Below are 25,975 nucleotides of genomic sequence, written 5' to 3'. Positions count from 1 at the left end.
GAATGTGTTAATCGCTACGCCACTGTTAAAAAGCTGTAAATATTGTCTGCTAGGCTCAGCAGTTAACTTTTCGTTTGGTTGTTTTTTGGTCAGTTGGCTGAGATATTTGATTTTATGTTTTATTGATGGTGCTGATAAGTTATTTGTAAATCTAAAACAGTTAGCGCTTTTATACTTCAAATCCACTTTTTGAGATCTTCATGGCAATATCTGACAAACCTGCAAACCACCACGCCGCTATGTCCAATACGACCGATGTTGGCGAACTATTCGCGCGTCGATTCAATGTCGTCAGTATCTATGTGGTTGTACTGTTGCTATTGGCAGGTGCAATCGTATGGAGCGGTATCAAAACGGCTGAAAATGTTCAGCAATATCATCAGGATTATAGAACCTTGCAAGACATGAAGAAACAAGAGCGTAAGCTACAAGTAGAACACCAGCGTTTGCTTATTGAGCAGCAAACCTTTAGTGCCACACCGCAGATTGCCAGTCGCGCTGTCGCTGAGTTAGGGATGTATTCACCAACGCTAAAGGACAAGCTGATTATTCAGCCAGGCGTCGCTACTGCGTTGGAACCAGTGGTAACTGACTCAGCTGAGAATGGTTCGTACGATATGGGACCACGAGCCACTACGGATTTATCTCCTGAAGTACCGGCTGTGGAGGCAGAGTAATGAGTGATAAAAAACCAAAAAGCACTGGCAAAAGCACAACAAAAAATACCAACAAAAAAACAGCCAGTGGTAAAGTGATTAAGCCTCTACGCCGTACTAATACTGCCAAATCAGGCAGTAAGACTTCAAACACGACATCTTCCAAAACGGGAACGAATAATCGTGCTGGTAAGCTATTTGGACGCCTAAAGAACAACGACAATCAAGGCGCTTATACCAGTGTCAAAAACCGTAAAAAAGTCATTTTTAGCAAAGCCTCTGGCGCCTCCTCACGTGGCGGTTTTGAAAACGACAAAAACCGTTTTCGTACTATTTGGGCTATTGCCTTAGTCATATTCGGCTTGTTGATAGCACGCGCCTATTATCTGCAAGTAGCCAACGCACAGTTTTATCAAGATAAAGGTAATGAGCTCATCACGAGCGTACGCACACAAAAATCCTATCGCGGTATGATTACCGATCGCAACGATTTGCCTTTAGCCGTCAGCGCACCGCTTGCGACTGTATCGTTTAGCCCGCATGATTATGCGCGCGAATACTATGAGCTCAATCGTGTCAAAATCGCCAATCCTGATAGTCCGCAGCTACAAGCGCGTATGCAAAAGCGCTTAGACAATATGGATCTAACCCGCTTAGCGGCTGCTGCCAATATTCCAGTCGCTGAGCTTGAAAAAGCGGCCGCCATTGATGAGAGTATTGACGTCACTGATGAAGAAGCGGTCAAAGCGGCACTGCCATCGGGCGCCGGCTCGCATTATTTGCCGTTGTTAAATAAGGTCACGCCTGAGATTGCTCAAAGTGTCAGCTCACTTGATTTCCCTGGTGTTTATGAAAAAAACTTTTTTCAGCGTTATTATCCTCAGCCGCAGCCCAATTCACAGCTGCTCGGGTTTATGGGGCAAAATGCCAGCGATTCTGAGGGAGGTTACGAGGGTCGTGCCGGTATTGAGCGTCAGTACGAAAAAACATTGGCAGGGGATGATGGCAAAGTTTTGGTGTTAAAAGATGCCAAACAAAACAGCCTAAGAGAAATCAAACAAGTCGAACCAGAAATCGCAGGACAGGACGTGGCGTTGACCATTGATTCGCGTTTGCAGTATTTGCTTTATAAAGAGTTAGAGAAAGCAGGACGCTTACAGCAAGCACGTTGGTCGACTGGTATGGTGGTCGATGTACAGACTGGTGAAGTGTTGGCGTTATCGACATGGCCATCATTTAACTCTAATAATCTCAATGAGATGACTGGTGAAAACCAACGTAATCGCGCGTTACTTGATGTTTTTGAGCCAGGTTCGGTGATGAAGCCGTTTACGGTCGCGGCTGCGTTAGACTCTGGTAAATATACGGCCAACTCTTTAATCGATACCAATCCAGGTTCTATCCGTGTCCGTGGTTACACGATTCGCGACCATAATAATCTAGGCAGGATTAATATGGCGACGCTACTACAGAAATCGAGTAACGTCGCCTCGACCAAGATTGCCTTATCTCTACCGCCTGATGCCATCACCAACATGCAAAAACAATTTGGCTTTGGGTCCAAAACCCCGCTTAAATTTCCAGGTGAGGGCGCAGGCTTGGTGACTACACCAAAAGAAAAAGAAACGGCTCGCCGCGCGACGGTCAGCTATGGCTATGGTCTACAAGTGACGCTTGCTCAAGTAGCACAGGCTTATGCAGCATTGGCTTCTGGCGGTGTCATGCACCCGTTAACTTTGACTAAAACTGATAAGGCACTGCCCAGTAAGCGTATCATGGAGCATGAGCAAGCGATGTCGATTGTCAAAATGCTTGAGGCAGTAACAGAGCCAGGTGGTACCGCGAAGGCAGCTGCTATTGATGGTTACCGTGTCGCGGGTAAAACAGGGACGTCGCGCCGGATTAACCCAGATGGTGGCTACTATACTGACCAATATCGCAACGTATTCGCTGGCATGGCTCCTGCATCAAATCCAAAGTTAGTCGGTGTCGTTTTGATCGAAGACCCTCGTAGTCAAATTTATGCAGGCCTGACTACAGCTCCAGTTTTTCACAACGTAATGAAAGAGGCTTTGCGCTTGTATAATGTGCCTTTAGATAAGCCATTAAAGACTGAATAAGCCTAGCAAACAGGTGTCTTTTTGGTGATTTATAAAGGACACCTGTCACAAAGGTCACCTGCGGTTTTAACGCATGACTTATGTATGTTACGTCTTAATTTTTCATTTTCTCAATCGTTTAGGATTTGCCCATGACCCCATCAGCCCATAATGCTGTTACGTTGCAACAACTTATAGAGAGTAGTAGTGAGGCGTTGGGGCAGCAATTATCACAGATGGTGCACAGTGCTAAAAATCCAGAAGTTATAGCAAATACTGCTTTTAATAAATTACGTTTAGATAGCCGTCATGTTGCTGACAATGATGCGTTTATACTATTAAAGAGTCAGACGCAGCAAGGTCAAGACCCGCAAAAGATTCGTGATTATCTATCACAAGCTGGCAAACGGGCAGCTCTTATCTTTTCAGAGATCAATCCATCAGCACTGTTTGATAATACCGATATATTACCTTGCCCTATCTTGTACGTACCTAACATTCGCCATTTTTTAGGAAGCCTGATACAAGCACGTTTGCAATATCAGCAGCCAATCACATTGCCAACAGTCGTCGCGGTCACCGGTACCAATGGTAAAACCACGATCAGTCAACTTGTCGCACAATTGGCACAGCTGGCTGGTAGCGATAGCGCGGTCATGGGCACAGCAGGTAATGGTAAGCTTGACGCATTGTTACAAGCGCGCCATACCACGGGTGATGCGTTAGCAGTGCAGCAGTTTTTGTATCATATGGGCGAGCAAAATGTTGACTTATTAGCACTTGAGGCCAGCTCGCATGGATTGGATCAACAGCGGTTACAAGGTGTACCCGTCAAAGTCGCTATTTATACCAATCTAAGCCGAGACCATCTAGATTATCACGCCGATATGGCAGAGTATGTCGCTGCAAAAGCCAAACTATTTGATAAAGCCCATTTTCCAACCTTGACGCACGCTATTATTAATATCGATGACGAGCATGCGAACGTAATGATTGATACGGCTAAAGCCAGTAATTTGATCGTATGGACATATAGTTTGCAGGCTGATAATACGTCAGAGGTTGCTACTTTTGTCGCTACTAAGATTGAGCCTAGTCTACAAGGCGTAAAAATTGCTTTACGAAGTGTACTAGATGCCAGTCAAGGTAACGATGTGAATAATATCAACATTATCAGCCCTTTGTTAGGGCGTTTTAATGTTGCCAATCTGCTGGCGGCAATTGCAGCAGCGGTAGCGTTAGGCATCAGCCTTGAGCGCGTTGCCAGCTTGGTACCACAGCTACAAGGTGCAGTTGGACGTATGCAGCGTGTGCCATCGACCGATGGATGCTTTATCGTGGATTACGCGCATACTCCTGATGCGTTGACACAAGTGCTAGATAGCTTAAGAACGCATTGCCAAGGTCAGTTATGGGCGGTGTTTGGTTGTGGCGGCGACCGCGATGCAGGTAAACGTCCATTAATGGCACAAGCAGGGTTGTCTGGTGCTGATCAAGTAATATTAACTGCCGACAATCCGCGCACTGAAGATCCCAATATGATTTTGCAAGATATGCAGGCTGGCATGAATGAAGAGCAGTATCAGCGTACGCATATTGAGCCTGCCCGCCAACGAGCGATTGAGTATGCAGTAAGTCACGCCAGCGCCAATGACATTGTGGTTATTGCGGGCAAAGGTCATGAGACTTACCAAGAGATCAACGGTGTCCGTCATGATTTTGATGACAGCGTTGTTTTGCAGCAGGCGCTACAACAAGCGGGACGCATATAAATATAGGGTTTTATGCATAACCAAATATAACCATCAAGCCAAGACAAACAAAAATAACGAAATACCGTAGTCACCATATAGGGCAATCATTATGACAGCTGGCAACAACAATACCATTCAGTCGCAAGGGCTTTATGTCTGGCAAGCAGACAACTTGCTGGCGGCTACAGAGGCGCTTAGCAGTCACTGGCAACAAGACCAATCAGACACAGAGATTGGCGTTACAAGCAATCGTATCACAACCGACACGCGCACCATCAAGGCAGGTGATATATTTTTAGCACTCAGTGGCGATAATTTTGATGGACATGACTATATCAATGTCGCTGCTGCTCAAGGCGCAGTCGCAGCAATCGTATCACGTCCAATTTCTACAAGTATTCCACAGTTGGTGGTAAGTGATACCCGTTTGGCTTTGGGGCATCTGGCCGCTTATCGTCGTCAGCAGCATCAAAACTTGACGGTCATCGCCATTACGGGCTCTAGTGGTAAGACAACTTGTAAGGAGATGCTCGGTAGTATCTTTGGCCGCTTGGCACCGACGCTTATTACTCGCGGCAACCTTAATAACGATTTGGGGGTTCCGATGATGCTGCTTGAGCTGTCTGATCATCATCGTTATGCCATACTAGAGCTGGGCGCCAACCATATTGGCGAGATTGCTTATACGACTGAGATTGTCCGCCCTGATGTTGCCTGTATATTAAATATCGGTACAGCGCATTTAGGGGAATTTGGTAGTCGTGAAGGCATATGTCAGACTAAAGCTGAAATCTATCACACGTTAACGGACGCTCAGTTTGCTATTGTCCCTGATAAAGATGATTTTACCAACCAACTGCGCCGCATCGCCGAAAAGCATACTTCACACGTGATTGGTTTTGGCAACACTGTTGTCAGTGCCAGCCACTTAGACGTAGAGCCTGAGCGCAGTGAGTTTAAGCTACATGTGGGCGATCAGGTCCATGATATCAATTTGCCTTTGGCAGGCGAGCATAATGTGAATAATGCTCTGGCTGCTGCTGCTTGTGCTCATGCGCTAAATATCGATGTCAGCGATATCGTCATCGGTTTAGAAAATGCCCGACCTGCTAAGGGGCGTTTAAACAGTCAGCTATTAGGTATGCATAGGCTCATCGACGATACTTATAACGCCAACCCACACTCAGTACGTGCTGCCGCTAAAGTATTGGCTGCACAAACAGGTACGCAAGTCATGGTATTGGGCGATATCGCAGAGCTAGGTGATGCTGCTGTCAGTGAACATCAAAGCCTTGGACGGACTATTGGTGCCACGGGTATCGATGTACTGCTCTGTGTAGGCGAATATGCAGCCTATAGTGTTGCAGGTGCAAAAGAGGTGAGTGCGATCAGTGCTCATGCCTTTGATGACAAAGAAAGTCTACTACAATACTTGCAGACGTTTTTGCAAGCGCAGCAAGCCAAGCCTTGTACCGTATTGTTCAAGGGTTCTCGTTCCATGCAAATGGAAACACTTATTGATGCGCTAGTTGAGGAGTAGACGGTGTTAGTTTGGTTGTTTGAATGGCTTGGTCAGTATTACACACCGTTTTTTGCGGTTTCTTCGTTGACACTACGGGCATTACTTGCGGTTATTACCGCGCTTAGTTTTAGTTTGTTTTTTGGCGGGCGGGTTATTCGTCATCTACGCTCACTTAAGTATGGTCAGGCGGTCCGTGATGACGGCCCTCAGTCGCATCTAATCAAGACCGGGACGCCCACCATGGGCGGCGTTTTGATTCTGACTTCCATTGGGGTAGCCACACTGCTATGGGCAAGGCTGGGCAATCCTTACATTTGGATTTTGCTGATTGTAATGATTATCTTTGGCGCTGTTGGCTGGGCAGATGATTGGCTCAAGATTAAATATAAAAATCCTCAAGGTCTCATTGCTCGCAAAAAGTATTTTTGGCTGTCTGTTGGTGCGTTATTTGTCGGGGCTTCCCTTTACTATATAGCTACGCTACAGCCTGATATGGCAACGACGCGTGAGATGCAGGATCTGCTGATTCCCATTTTCAAAAACTTAACGATTCCATTTTCGGCCGTGCCATTTGGTATCGGTTTTATTGTCTTTACCTACTTTGTCATTAATGGTGCCTCTAACGCAGTCAATTTAACGGATGGCTTAGATGGCTTGGCTATTTTGCCCATAGTGCTCGTCGCAGCAGGTCTGGGTGCGATGGCATATGTGTCAGGTGATGTTAGATTTTCTGAGTATTTGCATGTTCCCTATATAGCCTATAACTCTGAAGTTATTATCGTTTGTGGTGCGATGATTGGCGCCGGTCTTGGGTTCTTATGGTTTAATGCGCATCCAGCACAAGTCTTTATGGGCGATGTAGGTGCGCTAGCGCTTGGCGCAATGCTAGGTACGATTGCAGTCATGACGCGGCAAGAGATTGCTTTTGCTATTATGGGTGGTCTATTCGTCGCTGAAGCAATGTCAGTCATGATTCAGGTAGGCTCATATAAACTACGTAAAAAGCGCGTCTTTCGTATGGCACCATTGCATCATCATTTTGAAGAGATCGGTTGGAAAGAGACCCAAGTGGTCGCCCGTTTTTGGATTATTGCCATTGTATTAGTGGTATTAGGTTTAATGACGCTCAAGCTACGCTAATCTAATCTAGCGTCTTAAATTGTCCAATAAAAAGCCATCTTTAATCTGTCGAGATGGCTTTTTTATTATTTAATGAGGGTTAATATCATCCGCTGTCCATAAATTTTGCTAATATGCTCATCAACTATGTCTGATCTTGAGTTGCCTGTGTCTTTATTTACTTGTCCTATTTGCCACTCACCTCTACAGCCTGCTAAAGATACATGGCGCTGTGATGGTAGCCTGCATCCTAAACAAACCTCGCATCCATTTGACGTAGCACGGCAAGGCTATGTCAACCTATTGCCAGTCCAACAAAAAAAATCCAAAGCACCGGGTGACAGTCAGCAATCTATTGATGCTCGCAAGCGGTTTTTGGACGCAGGATACTATCAGCCTCTGCAAACGCTTGTCTGTCAGCAAATGACCCAGTTATTGGCAGAAAACAGAGCAGCAATTGAGGAGGATGCACAGCCTATACGCTGGCTAGATATTGGTTGCGGAGAAGGCTATTATACGCAAGCAATGGCGCAAACTGGACTGGACGCTTTAATCGCTGCCGATATTAGTAAGCCTGCGCTTGCCAGCTTGGCCAAAGTCAGTAAAGCGGCAAACAGTCTTTGGTATCAACAAGGCGCTGAAACTAAACAGATTGATACTAAACAGATTGATACTAAGCAGACTGACACGAAGAAGGCAGCTATTTATCCAGTAGTGACCAGTGCCGCGCACCTACCGCTACGTCCTTATAGCATGACAGGTATTAGTAGTATATTTAGTCCGATTCTACCAGAAGCCTTTGCAGCAGTGCTGCAAGATGAGGGGTATTTATTGATTGCCAAGCCAGATGCCGGGCACTTGGCGAGTATGCGTGAAGCCTTGTTTGATAGCGTACGTGAGCATGACTCCGATAAGTTTTTGCCGGCTTTGGCGCCTTATTTTGAGCTGATAGACACGCATAATATTAGCGTCTCATTAACCTTACCAGTAGAGGCGCTAACCGATCTGCTAACCATGACACCTTATGCTTACCGTGCTCGTACTGAGAGTCGTCAAATATTACTGACTAGTGCTGAAACTACACCTTTTATAACCGAAGCAAAATTTGTGGTATATGTCTTAAAAAAACGCACAACTTTATAGTGAGATTAGTCGCTTTATAATATAGGCCCCATGGTAGCGACGATATTATTCCAAATCTGATAAGGTAGCGGCCAGTCTTTGACTTGTGCTAGCGTTACTTTATCCGAGTCAGCGATATACTGGTATTGACGCTCGATAATATCTGCAGTCAGCGCTTTATTACTAAATACAATGTTGTTTTCATAATTTAGATCAAAGCTACGCAAGTCTAAGTTGGTCGAACCAATTAAGCTAATTTCACCATCAACGGTCAATGTCTTAGCGTGGAGCAAACCTAGCTTATATTCATAAATTTTTACCCCTGCCTGTAGTAATTGCCAATAGTAACTGCGACTGGTCGCTGCTACTACCAATGAATCATTGTGTTTTGGGAAAATCATCGTGACCTCTACCCCGCGATAGACCGTCGCGCATAAAATACTGACTAGCGAATAATCTGGTACAAAATAAGGAGTAGAGATAATTAAGGTGTGCTGAGCTTGACTGATAAGGGCACCTAAAAACTGCGGAGTTGAGCCATGTTGCTGAGTCGGTCCATCTGCAAAGACTTGCGCGGCAAAACCATTTTGTTTTGAATTTTCCTGACATTTAGGATAAGACTCGTTACTGTTTTTAGTATGAGATTCAGTATAATAAGGAAAACTATCAAAAGAAGTATCTGGGTTTTCAATCAACCAGTCGCTCGCAAACAGCATTTGATTTTGTGCAACCACAGGCCCTTCAACTCGTAGCATAATATCTACCCATGGCGCAAAGTTTGGCTTTACTCGAAACTCTGGATCCGCACAGTTGCGACTACCAGAGTAGCCAATCTTCCCGTCTATGACTGTAATTTTGCGGTGATTGCGCAAATCAATACGGCTAAATAATAGCACCCTTATTGGATTGCTAATCGGTAAGGCAACGCTGACTTGTACACCAGCATCCTTCATTTCTTGCCATATCTTGGAGCCGATCATCTTACGCGAGCCCATCCCATCGACCATTGCACGGCAAGTAACCCCTCGCTTAGCAGCACGTATCAGGGCTTTAGCGGTATCAACTCCCATACCGTCGATTAGCCAAATATAATACAGCACATGAATGTGATCGGTCGCTGCATCGAAATCTGCAATCATACGCTGACGTGTATCCGCTGCATCTTTCATCAGCTCAGCACTATTACCTAAGGTAGTATGAAAGCCTGTGATATTGGCTGAGTATGCAAAGGCAGCTCGGTACTCCGGTTTGACAGCCTCTGTTAGCGCGCCCTTGCAGCCGAGTACTTCAGGGTTATTGTGATGCAGATCGTCAATGATTTTTTTATAACGCTGTGCAAAGCCATTTCCTAAATGGACTTCACCGAACATCCAGTAGACAACCACGCCAATGTACGGAAGCACGAACAAAACAACCAACCAAGCAAGCCTAGCTGGTGACGTTAATTCAGGACGTGAAAGTACTCGTAAAGATATGATCAGTAATAATATAAAGTGAATAACGAGTAAAATATCCAATACTATAGAGCAATCCGTTGTTATTGTTTTTAAATGCGTTGTCGAGATAGATGAGATGTTTAGTATAACTTACTCCAAACATTCGTGTGGTTAGCAAACGGTTAAGGCAGCAAGCTTATTGTATTAGACAGCAGCGAATTGGTTATTTAAACGATAAGAAACGCTATCGTCATGCGCACTTTTATGACATCAAACTTAAATATATGCTAATTCAAACACAATCGTTGAAAAAACTGTCTAGTAATTATTTTAATTTTATGCCAAATTGCAGTCTCTTTACGGTATAGAAAATCTACGATTAAATAAAAGGCCAAACAAATCACTACTGCCGTTATATCTATAGCTATAGTAATAGGAACAGATACATGGAAGATTTTGTCAATACAATAAACGGCATCATTTGGAGTTCAGCGCTAATCTACTTGTGCTTAGGAGCAGGTCTGTTCTTCTCGATAGTCACACGGTTTGCTCAAGTACGTCTCTTTGGAGAGATGTTACGTCTCATATTTAAAGGCAAAGCAAGTCGTAATGGTATCTCTTCCTTTCAGGCATTGACCTTATCGTTAGCGGGACGTGTGGGGATGGGCAACATAGCAGGGGTTGCCGCAGCTATCGGCTTTGGTGGACCAGGCGCTGTATTTTGGATGTGGGTGGTTGGATTCTTAGGCGCGACTACGGCTTATATTGAAGCAACACTAGCGCAGATATACAAAGAAAAAGATGCGACTACTGGAGAGTATCGTGGTGGTCCGGCTTACTATTTTGAAAAGGCACTGGGACAACGCTGGTACGGTATCGTTTTTGCGATTGCTGCTATCACCGCTTTAAGTATATTTTTACCCGGCATTCAAACAAATGGCGTGGTCAATGCTGTCACACAGGTAATGGGTGAGGGAACTACGCTAAACATCTTAGGCACAGACGTCAGTAGCATGAGGCTTGGGGCAATAGCGCTTATCCTCATTGTCTTTGGTGTCATCATCTTTGGTGGTATAAAGCGTATTGCAACGTTTACCGAAATTGTCGTACCGTTTATGGCAATCGGCTATATTGTCTTAGCCTTAATAATTATGCTCATCAATTTTGAGCTGATTCCGCAAGTATTTGGGCTAATCGTCGGTGATGCTTTTACCGCGCAGGCAGGACTGGGAGCCGCCCTCGGTTGGGGTGTCAAACGTGGCGTCTATTCAAGTGAAGCCGGTCAAGGCACGACCCCTCATGCTGCTGCTGCCGCTGAGGTCGATCATCCAGCGCAGCAAGGATTGGTACAATCATTTTCTGTCTATATCGATACCTTATTGGTTTGCTCAGCAACGGCTTTTATGATTTTGACGATGGGGACCTATAACATTCAAGGAACGTTACCTGAGGGTCAATACCTTGTACAAAACGTCGTGGCAGGTACTGAAATCAATTCTCCTGCTTTTACGCAGCTGGCAATGGAGTCGGTCTATGGCGCATTTGGTGATACATTTATTGCTGTTGCCGTCTTCTTTTTTGCTTTTACTACCATTTTAGCCAATTATTATATTGCTGAAGTCAATGTCGCCTATCTGACACGCTCTATTAGTCCTAGGGTCAATAGAATAGGGTTATTGTTGGTTAAAGTATTGACGATGTCGATGATTGCTTATGGCGGACTCAATTCGGCAGGCTATATCTGGGCGGTTGGCGATATTGGTGTCGGTCTGATTGCATGGTTAAATATCGTTGGTATCTTGCTGATCTTTTTTATGGCACGTCCTGCGTTCAAAGCGCTCAAAGACTATGAAAACCAGCGTAAAGCAGGGGTGTCTCGCTATACATTTGATCCTAACAAACTGGGTATTAAAAACGCTCTGTACTGGGAAGAGCGGCGCTCAAAAGAGCAATTAGATGCTAAAGATTAATTCATAAGCACACAACATCAATAGATACTATAGATAATAGATATTATAGATGGCAAAATTGTCAGGTAAATAAAATTGTCTTTCGTTTGTCTAGACAAGACAGGATACCATTAAGTTTAATATAAAGAGGCAGACAACTAGGGCAACCGTGTCTACCTCTTTATTTATTATGCTCGATTAGTTGTTTACTACTCAATTGCCATTTATTGTAAGCCCTCAGCATCTGTTTTATCGATATTTGTGTTCTCCGCAGAGTCAGTCATCATCTCATCGGTATTTGTGTTATCAGGCATGGTATTGTCCATCAGTTCGGATGGCTCCTCCGTGACACTTTCTTCTTTAGTCATCGCCGTTGACTCTACATTAGCAGTGGATTGATCTACTGCTACCGTATCATTCGCCTCTTCTGTCTCACTATTACAAGCGCTTATTCCTACGACTGTAGTGACAAGGGCTATTCCTAGTAAGCGCGTAATCCTTTTCGATTTTAGCAATATATGTCTCATTGTAGACTCCTTAAATAAGTGACGTCTGGTTTTCTTAACAGACTCATATCGTATTGATCTCAATACCAATCTAAACTCAAGTAACAGCTGTCAATAGGAGTGTTTTGTCTGTTTTTATTGACTATTTATTAAAATTGATAAACTTATTGGTTTTCTGAACCCCATATCCAAGGGTTGAAAGATATGAAGAACTTCCCTAAGGTGTACTGTTCTTGATAAAAATTGTTTGTTTATTTAGATAAGTCGTATCTATGCGTCAATAATAAATTCATTTAAGTAACTGTATTTAAATAAATAGAATTTAAGCAACTAGATTTTTTAATTATCTGCTTGAACTTTGTATAAATAGTGTGAATGGGCCTAAAAGAACAAGACACAAAAGTGTACATTCTATAAACATAAATCGATACTATAAAGAGTATGCTTAAAAATAATGACGATTGTCCATTAATAAGGATATATATATGAACAATAATTTAGTAGGTAGTGATCTAGCACGTGCAATGTTAAATCGCGGTGATAAGCAGGTATGGTGCGCGGTAAGTAACGATAGTGATGGACAAGCTCTGACTACTATCAATGAAGCTGACTATAGCTGTATCTATCCTATTGTTACTTATACAAATGACTATTTTGTTTGTAATAAGGGAAAACCATGGAAGTATGCAGTTCCTGTTCGTAGAGTTGAGCTTAGTCAAAATGAAATAGGATTTTGAACAATATTAATTCAATAATCGTAGCAACAATTACAAACAGCCGTTCGAACCAAGGAAAGGACCGTTTATACAATTATAAATAGATAAAAGAAACAATAGCTTATAACATTCTATTTCATCATATTTACGATGTTTTTGCAATTATATAGCATTATTACAAAATCATTCTAAATGCAATTAAAGACGCTTGTTTATTAAAATATTAAACGACACGAAGTATTTTAATATTTAATAGACTGTAATTAGGAGGAATTAGAATGTATAAAGAATTAACTGGTAGTGAACTAACACGTGCGATGTTGGATCGCGGTGACACACAAATATGGTGTGCAGTAAGTGATAACAGTGACGAAGAAGCTATGTCAGATCAAGTCGACAACGACTTTACAGCTCGCATTATATCTTTTGATGACAATGGTTTTTATTGTACGGCTGGTATGGCATGGTCATTCGCGGTACCTATCAAGATTAGTCCACTAACACAGGATGAGGCAGGGTTTTAAGTCTCTTATATCTTCATTAACCAATCAGGGAGTGATGGTTAATAAGTTTAATCATTGTAGCAAATCGAACCGCTATACAATGATATGCAAATTTATCAAAACTCTGAGAGTTTTTTTTGTATTGAATCGATGACATCCAGCTGCATTCTGTCATAATCCCCAATCCAAACCTCTTCTCCGTCTTCTGTCACTTCTTTAAGAGACTTAAAACGGTTTATCAGATCTCGTTGAAGATTACTTAATGAAGTATGTATCAAAGATATTTCATGATCAGTAAGTGAGATGTCATGTACCTTTTTTTCCATTGCCATACATCCTTTTTTATCGTGTATATTCATAAGGACGAATATACACGATAATGTCAAAAATGCAAACTATAGTTTATTAATAATTAGGTTGTCAACAATATTTGTGACGATTATTCAAAGTAACGCAAGAGATAAACCGCCTCTTTTAAACCTCTGTATAAGCAGTAGTACCGCTTATATTGAAAAATTATTATAAAAACGTTTCAGTCATATAATTGGATAATAGTCAGGTCGTATGACCATGAGCTTTATCTGTTTGATTCATTCTTAAAGAAGGTAGAGCAGTTGGTATAGATAAGTAAGCGATTGATGATATTGGTTTTTACTTGGTCATGGTTCAGGTAAAGTTATAACGAACATTGATCAATCAATTATGTTTTAAGTAAGTAGGATAAGCGATGAATCAATTGAGCCGACCAAAAATATTGCACCATAGGCCTAACTGGTTTGTTCCTTTGATTTGCCTGTTGGCTGGCGGTGTATTAATTGGGGTGTCTACCAATTTAGCAAAATACGCGGGTGAGCTTAAGCTGGCGCCGTTGGCTTTTTTATTTTGGTCGATCACAGGGGCGGCAATTATTTTATTCATCATCGCCTTGGTAAGAGATGAGTTGCCGCCTTTAAACAAACGCAGCTTTGAATATTATCTGGTGGCAGCGCTGGTGAGCGTTGCAGGTTCCAATCTCATATTTTTTTCAGCCGTGCCACAAGTTGGTGCAGGTTTTGTCGCCTTGATTATCGCTCTACCGCCGCTCCTTACTTATCTTGGTGCCATACTACTGCGAATAGAGCGCTTTAACGCGCTTCGTGCGGTTGGTGTCGTGGCAGCTCTTTTGGGTGTGGGCGTGTTGGCAGCACGCAAGTTCTCTACCCCAGATGCCAGTGTGTTTTGGATTTTATTGGCACTTTGTGGTCCTGTTTTGCTCGCTATTGGCAATCTATACCGTACTTTACGCTGGCCAAATAACGCCTCTCCTAGCTCGCTTGCCCCCGGCATGCTGATTGCCGCTGCAATACTGCTGGGTATCGTCAGTATGTTGCCTAGCTTTTCAATCGCGGTGCCGCTGACAGAGTCTAAGTCGCTTTGGTTAATCGCTATACAGGCATTGATTTTTGCTGGTCAATTTTTACTACTGTTTTTACTACAAAAAACAGGCGGACCCGTTTTATTGAGCTTGTTAGGCGCAGTAGGGGCGATCGTTGGTGTCCCTGTGGCTATCTTTTTACAAAGTGAAGCGCCGCCTGAAGGGTTGTTATTGGGCGCCTTTTTAATCGGTATTGGCGTCGCGCTTGTCACCTGGGGCGGTGTAAAAATAGCAAAGGTATCGATAGAGGAGATTTAAAGGTGTGGATTTAAAAATTTGTTATGATGATTGAGAAAAAGACTGTTTAATAAAGAACAGACAGGGAAATAACAACCAAACTCAAGGAAGATATATGTCTGCAACCAAAGAAGAAATCGTCGCGTTTATAACATCGGAGTTTCCTCAGACCAAATGTATCATCGAAGCCGTAGATGATAGCGGTGCGACTTTAGCCCATGATATTGGCATAGACGAGCTGCGCCCAGGTGGTACGGTCTCTGGGCCAGTATTAATGAGTATCGCTGATGTCGCCATCTATGTGGCGATACTGGGTAAAATAGGCATCGTCCCGTTGACCGTGACGACGAGCCTTACCATCAACTTTTTGCGTAAACCCTCTGCCCAAGCACGTATCATTGCTAAGTGTACGCTGATAAAAGTAGGGCGCACGCTCATAGTGGGCGAGGTCGCTTTATATTCAGAAGGCTCAAGCGACATGGTGGCTCATGTCGTTGGCACATATTCTGTACCGCCGCAGCTCAACTAAATGACGAGTGTGAGCTGCGCGAGGTAACAGATAGGGCTCTACTGATCATGTATTTTTGGCTCGCTACATCACCTAGAGACAGGGTATCTTGTAGAGGTCAGCTCACTTTTCTCATAAGTATTTATTAATAAATATCTAGTAATCAGTATCTAATAAATAGTCCACAGTCAATCGTTTACCAGCAGCTTTCTATAAGCAATTGTCTATGGACTATTTTTATAGATAAACTACTGACTAACCAGTGTCACCGTCTTAGTCGCATTTGCAGACGGCTGATTTAGTACCACCTTGCTAGCTAAAATATCCCCTTGGGAATTGATTTTATAACATTCTGCTGCTCCGTCTTCAGTGCTAGTAGTCAGCAATAGGTTTTCTGAAGTAGTGATACACAGCCATGCTGTATTATTGGTCTCTTGCGTCAGTGACCAGTCTTGCTCATACTTACCTGTTTTTTTACGCATACTGCTGTCGGCATAGACGGTTTCAGTGATAAATTTGCTTGAGTCGCCGACTGTTGCCAAAGCGATGTTTGATGCGCCCGTGAAGCAGTACATGATGTTTGCTGACTTTGAGCAAGCCGTCAAAGACCGTGATGTCGCTGGCATGCCGAATGACTTTATCGATGATAACGGCAAATTAAACAAACATGCGCAGGCATATTTTGGTCTGTTTAAGCATTTATTTGACGCTGCTGGTGACAATGATCACTTAGCGGATACAGAGCTGGATAATGACAAGCTGGTCGCTTACGCCTTTGAGATTGATGACGTGGTAAAAACCAATGTGGCAGAATACTCACTCAATCCGAGTGAAATTGAAAACGCCATCAATCGACACTTACTGCCCATGCTGTTTGCTGACTTGGGTATTGATAAAGCGCAACAGCTGATTGAAGAGGTGTTAAAAATTACCCGGCTTGGGCTATCGAGAGAAGCAAAAAGCACGAAAGAGACAAGTAGCCCACGAGCAGCAAGAGGGTAGTAAGCAATGACTGAGAATGGCGATTTTTATTATGGTGACAATAAAATCCATTATGAAGTAGTGCGTAAAGACGCAAAAAGTAAACCTCGTAAAGTTGTTATTAAAGTACATCCAGATTCGCGCGTGGTCGCCACAGCACCTAGCGATGCGTCAGATGAGAGGATACATGACGCCATAATGAAGCGTGCGCGTTGGATATGGCAGAGCCTACAGGACTTTGCCAAGCAACAAGATCATGTGTTGCCCAAGCGTTATGTCAGCGGTGAGACTCAGTTTTATCTGGGTCGTCGTTATGTGTTAAAAGTGCTTAATAACGCTGAAAATGCCCCTAGTGTGAAGCTCAGTCGCGGTAAGCTCAATGTGATATTACGCCAAAGTGCTAATGAATTCGACGCGGATAAACGAGCGATTAAGGTAAAAAGGCTACTTGATCATTGGTATCAAGATAAAGCCAAACTTGTCTTTACAGAGCGCCTAGAGGCGGTGCTGCCTAAAGCCTCATGGGTCACAAGCATGCCATCATTTAGACTCATGACCATGAAAAAACAGTGGGGTAGTTGCTCTACTAAGGGCAACTTAATACTCAATCCGCATTTGATAAAAGCGCCCAAAGAGTGCATTGATTATGTGATACTACATGAGCTGTGTCATATCAGCGAGCACAATCATAGCGAACGCTTTTGGCGACTACTCACGCAAATAATGCCAAACTGGAGGGAGGTAAAGGCTCGGCTTGATGGGATGGCGGAGTTGTATTTGAATGAGTGAACCTGCCAGCGATATACGCAAATCGACGCCTGTCTGTGCTGACTGCGTTACGCTTGTGCTACCGAATAGTTTCAAGTTTTATACTCGTTTGCTATAAAATGACGTCGCTACAGCTAAAATTACTTTTTTGCTAACCTAAAAACTATCGATCGACACGCCGCTGCCATAAATGTTATGGCGGCTGAGTGTTTTTATTTTTAAAAAACATAAGGACACACAGGTGCGCAAAGTATCTGTGTGTTTTTTAGCGTTAAAGGCACACTTGGAGCAGTTATGATTAGAGTTATACTCGCCATCCTGATTCTCATACTTGGGGTGGCACTTGCCATCGGCGGCATATGGCTGATTAGCCTTGGCGGCAGTTGGGGCTATGTGATTCTCTCCATTCCCATGATAATATCCGCGATTTTGTTATTGCGTCGGCAGCGTTCTGCTTTGGTCGCTTATGCCATTGTGATTATAATCAGCTTGATTTGGGCACTATGGGAAGTTGGGTTTGATTGGTGGGCGATGGCGCCGCGCGAGGGGCTGATTGTGCTGCTTGGCATCATTATGCTACTGCCGCCTGTGGTGCGCAGCCTAGAGTCAAAGCGCGCCGGCCCCGGTCAGTACTCGATTGAAAGTAAGTCGCTCATGGGCGTGATGGTCGTTGGGGTGGTCATCGCGGTCATCTCTTTTGTCTCAAAACCGCACGAGATTGACGGCGACTTGGCAGCCGAGCGTATGGCGTCAGGCCCTGCACCAGCAGATGATGTTGAGCCGGGTGAGTGGGCCGCTTATGGGCGCACGTCTGCCGGACAGCGCTACTCGCCGCTTGATCAGATCAATACGGACAATGTCGGTAAATTAGAGAAAGTGTGGGAATATCATGCTGGCGATGACATCCATCCGGACTTGCCGGGGAGCGCGCTTGAGTCTACGCCGCTCATTGTCAACGATACGATGTATGTGTGTACCCCAAAAAGTGAAGTCATCGCGCTTGATCCGGTCACAGGCGATGAGCGCTGGCGCTTTGATCCCAAACTATTAGACTTGCCCTCAGGGCTTGCGTCTTATACCACGTGCCGCGGTGTCAGTTATGATGATGGTAGCAATATATCCGTAATTGCAGCGAGTGCGCCACTGGCAAGCGCTGATGAGGCGGATGCGCTGCTTGAGGCCAGCCGTGCGAGCGCCACGCAAAAAGCAGCAGGCGTGGCTCAAAACATTTTGGTCGATAGAGCCAAACCTAACGACCCCAATCCTCTGGTACCTGGTAATACGACGAGCGTTAACGCCTCTATTCGTCAAGATTGCCGTCAGCGCGTTTTTATCACCACACGTGACGCGCGCTTGATTGCATTAAGCGCTGAGACGGGCGTTATTTGCCCCGGGTTTGGCGGTGATGATGGTACGGTCAATCTGTGGCAAGGGATGCCTAATATCTCCCCTGGCGCTTATTATAGTACCTCGCCCGGCCTTATCGCCGATGATGTGATCGTCGTTGGCGGCGCTATCAATGACAACGTGTCTACCACCTTGCCATCAGGCGTGGTTCGCGCTTTTGATCTGGCGACAGGGGATCTGGTGTGGAACTTTGATGCCGCAAACCCAACAGCGACCGCGCCCATTGCTGATGGCGAAACCTATACCGAAAACGCGCCGAACAGCTGGAGCGTGTCAAGCTATGATGCAGACCTGGGTCTGGTCTATGTGCCCTTTGGTGTCGGCTCGCCTGATCAATATGGCGTGGGCCGCTCAGAGGCTGAAGAGGAGTACTCAACCTCCATTACCGCGCTTGACGTCGCAACGGGTGAGCCGCGCTGGACCTTCCAAACGGTGCATCATGACTTATGGGATTACGATGTGCCGGCTCAGCCAAGCTTGATTGACTTGACCATTGAGGGCAAAAAAGTGCCCGCACTGGTGCAGCCCACCAAGCAAGGCGAAGTGTTTGTGCTTAACCGCGCCACAGGGGATCCTGTGCTGCCAGTCGAGGAGGTCGCGGTACCACAAAGCGGCGGTATCGAGGGCGAGCCGTTATCACCCACGCAGCCGGTCTCAAAAATCTCTTTTGCACCCAAAGAAGTCACCGGCGCGCAGATGTGGGGCATGACGCCAGTCGATCAGATGCTGTGCCGTATTGACCTGGCCAAATTGAACTACGAAGGCCGCTTCACCCCGCCAAGCGAGAATGGTACGCTCACGCATCCCGGCAGCTTTGGGGTCTTAAACTGGGGCGCGGTCGCCGTTGACCCTGCGCGCCAAATGCTGTTTTCCATGCCGGTGTATTTAGGATTTACCGCGCAATTGGTCGAGCGTCCTGACAGCCTAGAAAAAGTCGTCTCACGCCCAGGCGATGATGTGCCGATAGGCAATGAAAACTTCGGCGCACCGTATGGCTCCATCGTTAAGCCCTTTATGTCACGCGTTGGACTGCCATGCCAGCAGCCGCCTTGGGGCTACGTGCAGGGTGTTGACTTGACCAACGGCGAGACCGTCTACCGCCGTGTCAACGGCACCGTGCGCGACATGGCGCCTGTGCCGCTACCCTTTAAGACCGGCGTACCTGGTATTGGTGGCCCTATCGTCACCGCAGGCGGCGTTGCTTTCTTGTCCGGCACGGTTGATTATTATGTGCGCGGTTATGATTTGGCCAATGGCAATGAGATCTGGCGCGCGCGTCTGCCAGCGGGTGGTCAGTCCACACCAGCCACTTATCTAGGTCGTGATGGTCGTCAATACTTAGTCGTCGTGGCAGGTGGTCATCGCTATACCGGCACTAAAACTGGCGATTCGGTTATCGCTTATGCGCTACCTGAAGGCGCGACTGCTACCCAGTAGTCGTCGCTATTTGATAGCATAAAAAAGCGGGCATCTACTGATGCCCGCTTTTTTATGCTATCAAATTAAATATAAAAGAATAAAGTAAGTTTGAAAATCAAAGACGCTTTACCCTCACTGCCAAATCTTATCCAACACCCGAAACCAATTTTTAGCCATGATTTTCTCAATAAGGGTATCTGAAAAATGACGCTGCTGCATTCGCTCAATGAGCTTGTCGATATCACTGACACCCGCTAGATCATCAGGCAATAGGCACCCATCAAAGTCCGAGCCAAACCCCACGTGATTGTCCCCCAAATGCTCAACCAAATAAGCAAGATGTTCGACGATCACATCAAGCGAGGTGTGCGTATCGCGCTTGCCATCGCTACGCAAAAACGCCACATCGAAATTGACCCCAACCATACCATTACTCTCTTTAATAGCGCGCAGTTGCTCATCGGTTAAGTTCCTTGCCTGCGCACACAACGCGTGGGTATTGGAATGGGTCGCGACTATAGGCTGATCAATAATCTTGGCAGTGTCCCAAAACGCGCGCTCATTCATGTGCGAGACATCAATGACCATCCGCTTTTTGGCACATTTTTCTATGAAGTCTTTACCGTCGTTGGTAAGTCCCGTACCCGTATCAGGAGAGTGCGGAAAGGGCACGTTTAAGCCATCGCCAAATTTGGTTTTTCGGTTCCAAAGCAGGCCAATACTTCTAAGCCCCGCCTCATAAAACTCGTCCAATAAATCAGGGTCAATAGCAAAGGCTTCTGCGCCCTCTAAATGCAGGACGATGGCGAATTGTTGGTTTTGGATACAGGTTTGAATTTGCGCAAGTGTGGTACAAATTTTGATTTGACCATTCGAGCGCTCTTGTAGCTGCTGGGCGAGCTGTAATTGCGCACGGCAAATATCAATGATTTGCTGCGGCGTAAAATCGGCGCCTGAATCTAAGCTTGAGGCGTTGGCTAACTTATCCGGATGGTTACTTTTCACATAATTAAACGGCGGCAAAAATATTGAGAACAATCCACCCATCCATTCTGCTTGACGGCAGCGCGGTAAATCCAAGTGCCCAGGGAGCGTGCCATAAATAAAATCATGAACGGGATCATCGGCATTGCTCAGCCATAGGCGGGTCAATAAATCGTTATGCCCATCAAAAATATGTCCATCAAAAATCATAGGTAAACCATTACTCAATTAGCGTGCGCGTGGGAATCAATTGCTTATCATTAGACGATTTTTCGTTTAGCAGCTTTTCGTTTGCCAGCTTAGAGTTCTTTGGATTTCTAAATAACAAATCGTCAAACGGAGTCGGTGCGTGACTGTTTGCGCGCGCTTCTTTAATCAGATGATGGTATGGCGATTTGCCACACACCGGATCGGCGTTGTTAGCATCACCTGTCAGCATAAAGGCTTGACAGCGACAGCCACCATAATCGCGCGCTTTGTCTTCGCAGTTCTGGCACATATCCGGCATCCAAGCGTCACCGCGAAACTCATTAAAGCTTGGCGAGTCATACCAAATATGGGACAGCTTAGTATCGCGCACGTTTGGAAACGTTAGCGGCAACTGGCGCGCAGCGTGGCAAGGCAGCGCGGTACCATCGGGGGCGACGGTCAAAAATATTTTGCCCCAACCATCCATACACGCCTTTGGGCGCTCTTCATAATAATCAGGAACCACAAAGATCAGTTTGCACTTAATGTTTTGCGCTTCGATTTTTTGCCGATACTCATTGGTGATGCGCTCAGCTCTCACTAACTGCGCTTGGGTAGGCAGTAACCCTTGCATGTTTTCAAACGCCCAACCATAAAACTGACAAATGGCAAGCTCGACCGTATCTGCGCCAAGCTCCAAACACAGCTCAATAATCTGATCAATCTGATCGATGTTTTGCCGGTGAATGACAAAGTTGAGCACCATCGGATAGTCGTACGCTTTGACCAGTTGCGCCATCTCATACTTTTGTGCAAACGCCTTTTTTGATCCTGCCAAGGCGTTATTGACCACAGGGTCGCTCGCTTGAAAGCTGATTTGAATATGATCTAGACCGGCTTGTTTTAAGTTTGCAATTCGCGATTCATTTAGCCCCATGCCAGAGGTGATAAGGTTAGTATAAAATCCCTTGTCATGCGCATAAGCGACCAGCTCTTCTAAATCCTTACGAACGAGCGGCTCACCGCCAGAAAACCCCAGCTGCACCGCGCCCATCTGCCGCGCTTGATCAAACACGTCATACCATTCATCCGTGGTCAGCTCCTCTTGATACTGCGCATAATCCAGCGGGTTGGAGCAATACGGACATTGCAAGGGGCAGCGGTAGGTCAGCTCAGCGAGCAGCCACAGCGGTAGCCCAACGTCATGGGTCATAATAAATCAATCCAATGTTCACGCTGCGCGACCAGCATGTATTCGACAATGTCTTGTTTGATTTCAGGCACATTGCCAAACATAGCGCTCACCTTTTCGATAATATCACTGACGGACGCCTGACCATCGATTTGTTGACCGATGATGCTCGCACTCTCATTGAGCTTAATCATACCCTCAGGGTAGAGCAGCACATAAGCGTCTTGTGCCGGTTCAAACTGCAAGCGGTAGCCATGACGCCATGTCGGCACAAGCGATAAATCAAGATCGGGCATTAAGTTAGAAGTACTCATTTAAACAATCCTCTATGCCATACCTTATCTGTAGTCACACTCTGATAAGGCGCTTGATCATGGACATACGCTAGGCTCAGCGCATCCAAAATTGACCATAAAATATCAAGCTTAAACTGTAAAATCTCCAGCATGCGTGTCTGCTCTTCGACCGTGGTAAACGAGTCTAAGGTAATGGTGAGACCATGCTCGACATCACGGCGCGCTTGACTCAGACGCGAGCGAAAATAGGTATAGCCTTGCTCTTTTATCCATGGATAATGCTTGGGCCAAGACTCAAGGCGCGACTGGTGAATCTGCGGGGCAAACAGCTCGGTCAATGAGCTACTGGCCGCCTCACGCCACGTTGCCCGCCGTGCAAAATTAACATAAGCGTCCACCGCAAAGCGCACGCCGGGTAGCACTAATTCTTCAGACAGGATTTGCTCGCGGGTCAGTCCTACCGCCTCACCAAGTCCCAACCACGCCTCGCGACCCCCGCCATCAGGATAGACACCATCTTGGTCAATCATGCGCTGAATCCACTCTTGACGCACACGGTGATCGGGGCAATTTGCCATGATCGCCGCGTCCTTTAAGGGAATATTGATCTGATAATAAAAGCGATTGGCCACCCACGCTTGGATCTGCTGCTGGGTTGCGCGCCCTTCATGCATCATGATATGAAAGGGGTGGTAGATATGATAATACTGACCTTTAGCCAAGATCGCTTGCTCAAATTCTTTGGCGCTTAGGGCTGTTTTTTCTGGCATTGTTTTCACCTTATGATTGTTTTTAGTTTGGACTTGATTACAATTCAAGTTCCATACCATCAAATGCCACCTCAACCCCGTGCTGATCTAAAATAGCCGCTTGCTCGGAGTCGTCATCTAAGATGGGATTGGTGTTATTAATGTGGATCAATACCTTGCGGATGCCTGTGAGCTGGTCTAAATAATGTAGTGAGCCGTCCTCTCCGCTAATGTGCAAATGACCCATGTCTTGACCGGTCTTAGTGCCAACGCCGCAAGTTTGCATCTCATCATCAGTCCATAACGTGCCATCAATCATCACGCAATCAGACGCTTGCATAATCTGCATGATGCGCTCATCAATTTTGGCCAGTCCTGGCGCATAAAACAGCTGCTTTTGCGTACTTAAGTCTTTGACAATCAGGGCAATATTATCACCATCGTGTGGATCGTTGCGGTGCGGAGAGTAGGGAGGCGCTGAGCTTTTTATAATTAAAGGCGTCAATTCTAGATTATCAAAGCCTTTAATATGAAATCGCTGATTGGGGTCAATTTGATGGTGTTGTAGCCCGCCATTCCAGTGCGCTAGCATATTAAAAATAGGAAATCCGGTGGTGAGATCTTGATGCACCATATCGGTACACCACACATCAATCGGGCACCCTTCGCGCAGGGTCAACAGCCCCGTGGTGTGATCGAGCTGGCTGTCCATCAGCACCACCGCATTAATCCCCGTGTCTCTGAGACCGCGCGCGGGGTGCGCCGCCTTAAAGTCAAACAACTGCTGGCGAATATCGGGAGAGGCATTAAACAAAATCCAATCTGTACCATTTTCGGATATGGCAATCGAGGATTGAGTGCGCGTCTTAGCATTAATCGTACCTTGACGCACACCCTGGCAATTATGGCAATTACAATTCCACTGCGGAAATCCGCCACCTGCCGCTGAGCCCAAAACATGAATATACATAAGTTAATATCTCCAAAAAAACAAAAGCCCTAGTCATCTAGGGCTTTTAACAAATCGAGGTTTGACAAATTTTAACGCGCTTTAAAATACCTAGCGTGCTTCGAAATACATAGTAACTTCAAAACCAATGCGAATGTCTTGAAAAGCAGGTTTGGTCCATTTCATAACGGTACTCCGAGAGTGTTTTATTGGTTAATAGACAAAATTATTAATAGTAATTTTCAATGGTAGTATAATCTGACACTTGATGTCAAATCAGTAGAAACGCTTTTGAAAGATACAGTTACATAACCTGATGATTGCTACAATGAATGACAATTAAGCAATCAGTTTTAGCAATCAACAGACCAACACAAGCCACGGGATAGGTAGGTTATGTTCGGTCAGATTAGGAAAACGTTAGACATAAAAAAAACGCTAGATGCGTTATTTATACAGGATTACAAAGGTATATAAGAGTGTTTAAAAAAGCTAGGAAAATTGAGTAGCTGTTATAAACAGAATAAGATTGGCGGTGAAGGAGGAAGTCTAACTATATGTTTAAGTTATTGATATAGATGTATTTAATATACTGTAGCTAATTATTAGACCATCAAATAGACCAACAGCTTCACAGTATTGGAGGCAAGGCAAATAATGGGATTTTCTCTCGATTAATTGTATCAAGATATTTCCAATCAACTATTTAATTTCAAACATATATTATCACCAAAAAACCATTTCTAGTATATCTATTTTTCTACCTCATTGCTTAATACTATTTACTACCGCCTTAAGCAACCCAAGAGACCTTCTGACAAAGAAGCACGTCTAATTCTTACTGTGCATGCAAATAATGATATGTTTTTCTTATAAATATAAAGCGATAAAATCACCCTTGTCTACTAAATACTTCTCCAAACGTACCCTCTCATAATCTAGGCAATACCCTGTACAGCCTTGCTTGATAACTGAAGATAAGCCTATTGACAGAGTTATAAAGCCACCAATATCTAAAAATTATATATGAAATATAAAAATATTATATCAATACTATTTACACCACTAAATTTATATGAGACACTACTTGCATCAAATAATGATCGCAAGGAAATTCTTATGAAAGCTTCAACGCATTTAGTATCGAGGATGGGTCAACGGGCTATAGGTAAAGCCGAACTAGATATTGTTATGGCTTTTGGAGAAGTAAACGGGGATAAGGTCATTGTGAACAAGCGACGCGCAAAAGAACTACTCGTAGAATTCGAGTTTCTTCTGGCGTGTAAAAAGGAGAGAGTAAGATGAAACTAAGCTGTTATGAGAAAATAAGTTCTGGCGCAGATCTTGATGTTAAAGAGATTCAAGCGGCTATTAAGACACTGAAGAATATCTTAAAAAAAGGTGGAGTCGTCGTCGTTTCTGAAAATGACACATTGATTACTACCTATAACTTAGACAGCTATGATCGAAGACTTGCTTTTAAATAGCATGTCTTTCAAC

The 25,975-nt window shown here is 44.8% G+C and carries 26 protein-coding genes; 16 read left to right on the top strand and 10 right to left on the bottom strand.

Features of this window, described 5'->3' with window-relative positions; translation table 11 throughout:
* The first annotated feature begins 200 nt into the window (after positions 1-200).
* From ftsL to ACTXGH_RS11200, 6 genes are all read left to right on the top strand, one after another.
* Positions 201-677 carry a cell division protein FtsL gene (gene ftsL / locus ACTXGH_RS11225; protein ID WP_299221218.1) on the top strand — a complete coding sequence of 159 codons (477 nt, stop codon included), beginning with the start codon at positions 201-203 and terminating at the stop codon, positions 675-677.
* Positions 677-2,776 (top strand): peptidoglycan D,D-transpeptidase FtsI family protein, encoded by a 2,100-nt coding sequence (locus ACTXGH_RS11220; protein WP_439296456.1) that lies wholly within the window; start codon positions 677-679, stop codon positions 2,774-2,776. The genes ftsL and ACTXGH_RS11220 overlap by 1 nt, the downstream gene beginning before the upstream one ends.
* A 131-nt stretch (positions 2,777-2,907) precedes the next feature.
* The gene (locus ACTXGH_RS11215) at positions 2,908-4,527 is read left to right on the top strand and encodes a UDP-N-acetylmuramoyl-L-alanyl-D-glutamate--2,6-diaminopimelate ligase (RefSeq protein WP_439296457.1); all 1,620 of its coding nucleotides are present in this window, start codon (positions 2,908-2,910) and stop codon (positions 4,525-4,527) included.
* Positions 4,528-4,618: 91 nt separating this feature from the next.
* Positions 4,619-6,049: a UDP-N-acetylmuramoyl-tripeptide--D-alanyl-D-alanine ligase gene (locus ACTXGH_RS11210; RefSeq protein ID WP_439296458.1), complete on the top strand. Its 1,431-nt coding sequence runs from the start codon at positions 4,619-4,621 to the stop codon at positions 6,047-6,049.
* Positions 6,050-6,052: 3 nt separating this feature from the next.
* A complete protein-coding gene (mraY, locus tag ACTXGH_RS11205; RefSeq protein ID WP_439296459.1) occupies positions 6,053-7,171 on the top strand; it encodes a phospho-N-acetylmuramoyl-pentapeptide-transferase in 1,119 nt (372 codons plus the stop codon).
* A 126-nt stretch (positions 7,172-7,297) separates the two neighbouring features.
* Positions 7,298-8,293 (top strand): putative RNA methyltransferase, encoded by a 996-nt coding sequence (locus ACTXGH_RS11200; protein ID WP_439296460.1) that lies wholly within the window; start codon positions 7,298-7,300, stop codon positions 8,291-8,293.
* A 14-nt stretch (positions 8,294-8,307) separates the two neighbouring features.
* Here ACTXGH_RS11200 and cls read toward each other — a convergent pair whose 3' ends face one another.
* A complete protein-coding gene (gene cls, locus ACTXGH_RS11195; RefSeq protein WP_439296524.1) occupies positions 8,308-9,795 on the bottom strand; it encodes a cardiolipin synthase in 1,488 nt (495 codons plus the stop codon).
* 359 nt (positions 9,796-10,154) lie between these two features.
* On the opposite strand from cls, the gene ACTXGH_RS11190 reads away from it, so the two are divergent.
* Entirely contained in the window at positions 10,155-11,678 is a 1,524-nt protein-coding gene (locus ACTXGH_RS11190) for an alanine/glycine:cation symporter family protein (protein ID WP_439296461.1), read from the top strand.
* 203 nt (positions 11,679-11,881) lie between these two features.
* Here the strand turns inward: ACTXGH_RS11190 and ACTXGH_RS11185 are convergent, their stop codons facing one another.
* Positions 11,882-12,184, bottom strand: coding sequence for a hypothetical protein (locus tag ACTXGH_RS11185; RefSeq protein WP_439296462.1), 303 nt, complete (start codon positions 12,182-12,184; stop codon positions 11,882-11,884).
* 464 nt (positions 12,185-12,648) lie between these two features.
* Between ACTXGH_RS11185 and ACTXGH_RS11180 the strand changes: the two genes are divergently transcribed.
* A complete protein-coding gene (locus tag ACTXGH_RS11180) occupies positions 12,649-12,900 on the top strand; it encodes a hypothetical protein (protein ID WP_439296463.1) in 252 nt (83 codons plus the stop codon).
* A gap of 257 nt (positions 12,901-13,157) precedes the next feature.
* Positions 13,158-13,403 (top strand): hypothetical protein, encoded by a 246-nt coding sequence (locus ACTXGH_RS11175; protein WP_439296464.1) that lies wholly within the window; start codon positions 13,158-13,160, stop codon positions 13,401-13,403.
* 95 nt (positions 13,404-13,498) lie between these two features.
* Here the strand turns inward: ACTXGH_RS11175 and ACTXGH_RS11170 are convergent, their stop codons facing one another.
* On the bottom strand, positions 13,499-13,714 hold the full coding sequence (locus ACTXGH_RS11170; protein ID WP_439296465.1) for a hypothetical protein: 216 nt from the start codon (positions 13,712-13,714) through the stop codon (positions 13,499-13,501).
* Positions 13,715-14,109: 395 nt separating this feature from the next.
* On the opposite strand from ACTXGH_RS11170, the gene ACTXGH_RS11165 reads away from it, so the two are divergent.
* On the top strand, positions 14,110-15,054 hold the full coding sequence (locus ACTXGH_RS11165; protein ID WP_439296466.1) for a DMT family transporter: 945 nt from the start codon (positions 14,110-14,112) through the stop codon (positions 15,052-15,054).
* Between the two features lie 94 nt (positions 15,055-15,148).
* Positions 15,149-15,562, top strand: a complete 414-nt coding sequence (locus tag ACTXGH_RS11160; RefSeq protein WP_299221188.1) for a PaaI family thioesterase — start codon at positions 15,149-15,151, stop codon at positions 15,560-15,562.
* A 227-nt stretch (positions 15,563-15,789) separates the two neighbouring features.
* Here the strand turns inward: ACTXGH_RS11160 and ACTXGH_RS11155 are convergent, their stop codons facing one another.
* Complete coding sequence (locus ACTXGH_RS11155) at positions 15,790-16,116, bottom strand: hypothetical protein (RefSeq protein WP_439296467.1); 327 nt, start codon at positions 16,114-16,116, stop codon at positions 15,790-15,792.
* Here ACTXGH_RS11155 and ACTXGH_RS11150 point away from each other — a divergent pair.
* The 3 genes from ACTXGH_RS11150 (at position 16,115) to ACTXGH_RS11140 (ending at position 20,134) form a co-directional block, all read left to right on the top strand.
* Positions 16,115-16,543 (top strand): hypothetical protein, encoded by a 429-nt coding sequence (locus ACTXGH_RS11150; protein ID WP_439296468.1) that lies wholly within the window; start codon positions 16,115-16,117, stop codon positions 16,541-16,543. The two genes, ACTXGH_RS11155 and ACTXGH_RS11150, sit on opposite strands and share 2 nt — an antisense overlap.
* A 6-nt stretch (positions 16,544-16,549) precedes the next feature.
* A complete protein-coding gene (locus tag ACTXGH_RS11145) occupies positions 16,550-17,311 on the top strand; it encodes a M48 family metallopeptidase (protein WP_439296469.1) in 762 nt (253 codons plus the stop codon).
* 273 nt (positions 17,312-17,584) lie between these two features.
* Positions 17,585-20,134, top strand: coding sequence for a membrane-bound PQQ-dependent dehydrogenase, glucose/quinate/shikimate family (locus ACTXGH_RS11140; protein WP_439296470.1), 2,550 nt, complete (start codon positions 17,585-17,587; stop codon positions 20,132-20,134).
* A gap of 114 nt (positions 20,135-20,248) precedes the next feature.
* Here the strand turns inward: ACTXGH_RS11140 and ACTXGH_RS11135 are convergent, their stop codons facing one another.
* The 6 genes from ACTXGH_RS11135 to pqqA all read right to left on the bottom strand — a co-directional run bounded on the left by ACTXGH_RS11135 (position 20,249) and on the right by pqqA (position 24,661).
* Positions 20,249-21,310 (bottom strand): dipeptidase, encoded by a 1,062-nt coding sequence (locus tag ACTXGH_RS11135; protein WP_439296471.1) that lies wholly within the window; start codon positions 21,308-21,310, stop codon positions 20,249-20,251.
* Positions 21,311-21,320: 10 nt separating this feature from the next.
* On the bottom strand, positions 21,321-22,502 hold the full coding sequence (gene pqqE, locus ACTXGH_RS11130) for a pyrroloquinoline quinone biosynthesis protein PqqE (protein WP_439263051.1): 1,182 nt from the start codon (positions 22,500-22,502) through the stop codon (positions 21,321-21,323).
* Positions 22,499-22,777 (bottom strand): pyrroloquinoline quinone biosynthesis peptide chaperone PqqD, encoded by a 279-nt coding sequence (gene pqqD / locus ACTXGH_RS11125; protein ID WP_439263176.1) that lies wholly within the window; start codon positions 22,775-22,777, stop codon positions 22,499-22,501. The genes pqqE and pqqD overlap by 4 nt, the downstream gene beginning before the upstream one ends.
* 14 nt (positions 22,778-22,791) lie before the next feature.
* Entirely contained in the window at positions 22,792-23,547 is a 756-nt protein-coding gene (gene pqqC / locus ACTXGH_RS11120) for a pyrroloquinoline-quinone synthase PqqC (protein ID WP_420884212.1), read from the bottom strand.
* A gap of 37 nt (positions 23,548-23,584) precedes the next feature.
* Entirely contained in the window at positions 23,585-24,496 is a 912-nt protein-coding gene (gene pqqB, locus ACTXGH_RS11115; protein WP_439296472.1) for a pyrroloquinoline quinone biosynthesis protein PqqB, read from the bottom strand.
* Positions 24,497-24,586: 90 nt separating this feature from the next.
* Positions 24,587-24,661, bottom strand: coding sequence for a pyrroloquinoline quinone precursor peptide PqqA (gene pqqA, locus ACTXGH_RS11110; RefSeq protein WP_201500340.1), 75 nt, complete (start codon positions 24,659-24,661; stop codon positions 24,587-24,589).
* 933 nt (positions 24,662-25,594) lie between these two features.
* Between pqqA and ACTXGH_RS11105 the strand changes: the two genes are divergently transcribed.
* A complete protein-coding gene (locus ACTXGH_RS11105; protein ID WP_075103527.1) occupies positions 25,595-25,780 on the top strand; it encodes a hypothetical protein in 186 nt (61 codons plus the stop codon).
* On the top strand, positions 25,777-25,962 hold the full coding sequence (locus ACTXGH_RS11100) for a hypothetical protein (protein ID WP_439296473.1): 186 nt from the start codon (positions 25,777-25,779) through the stop codon (positions 25,960-25,962). Before ACTXGH_RS11105 ends, ACTXGH_RS11100 begins: the two co-directional genes overlap by 4 nt.
* The last annotated feature ends 13 nt before the right edge of the window (positions 25,963-25,975 follow it).

The organism is Psychrobacter sp. 1Y10 (assembly GCF_052259005.1).
Taxonomy (GTDB): domain Bacteria; phylum Pseudomonadota; class Gammaproteobacteria; order Pseudomonadales; family Moraxellaceae; genus Psychrobacter; species Psychrobacter saeujeotis.
Note: the sequence above shows the minus strand (reverse complement) of the source record. Positions and strands in the feature narration are given on the sequence as shown.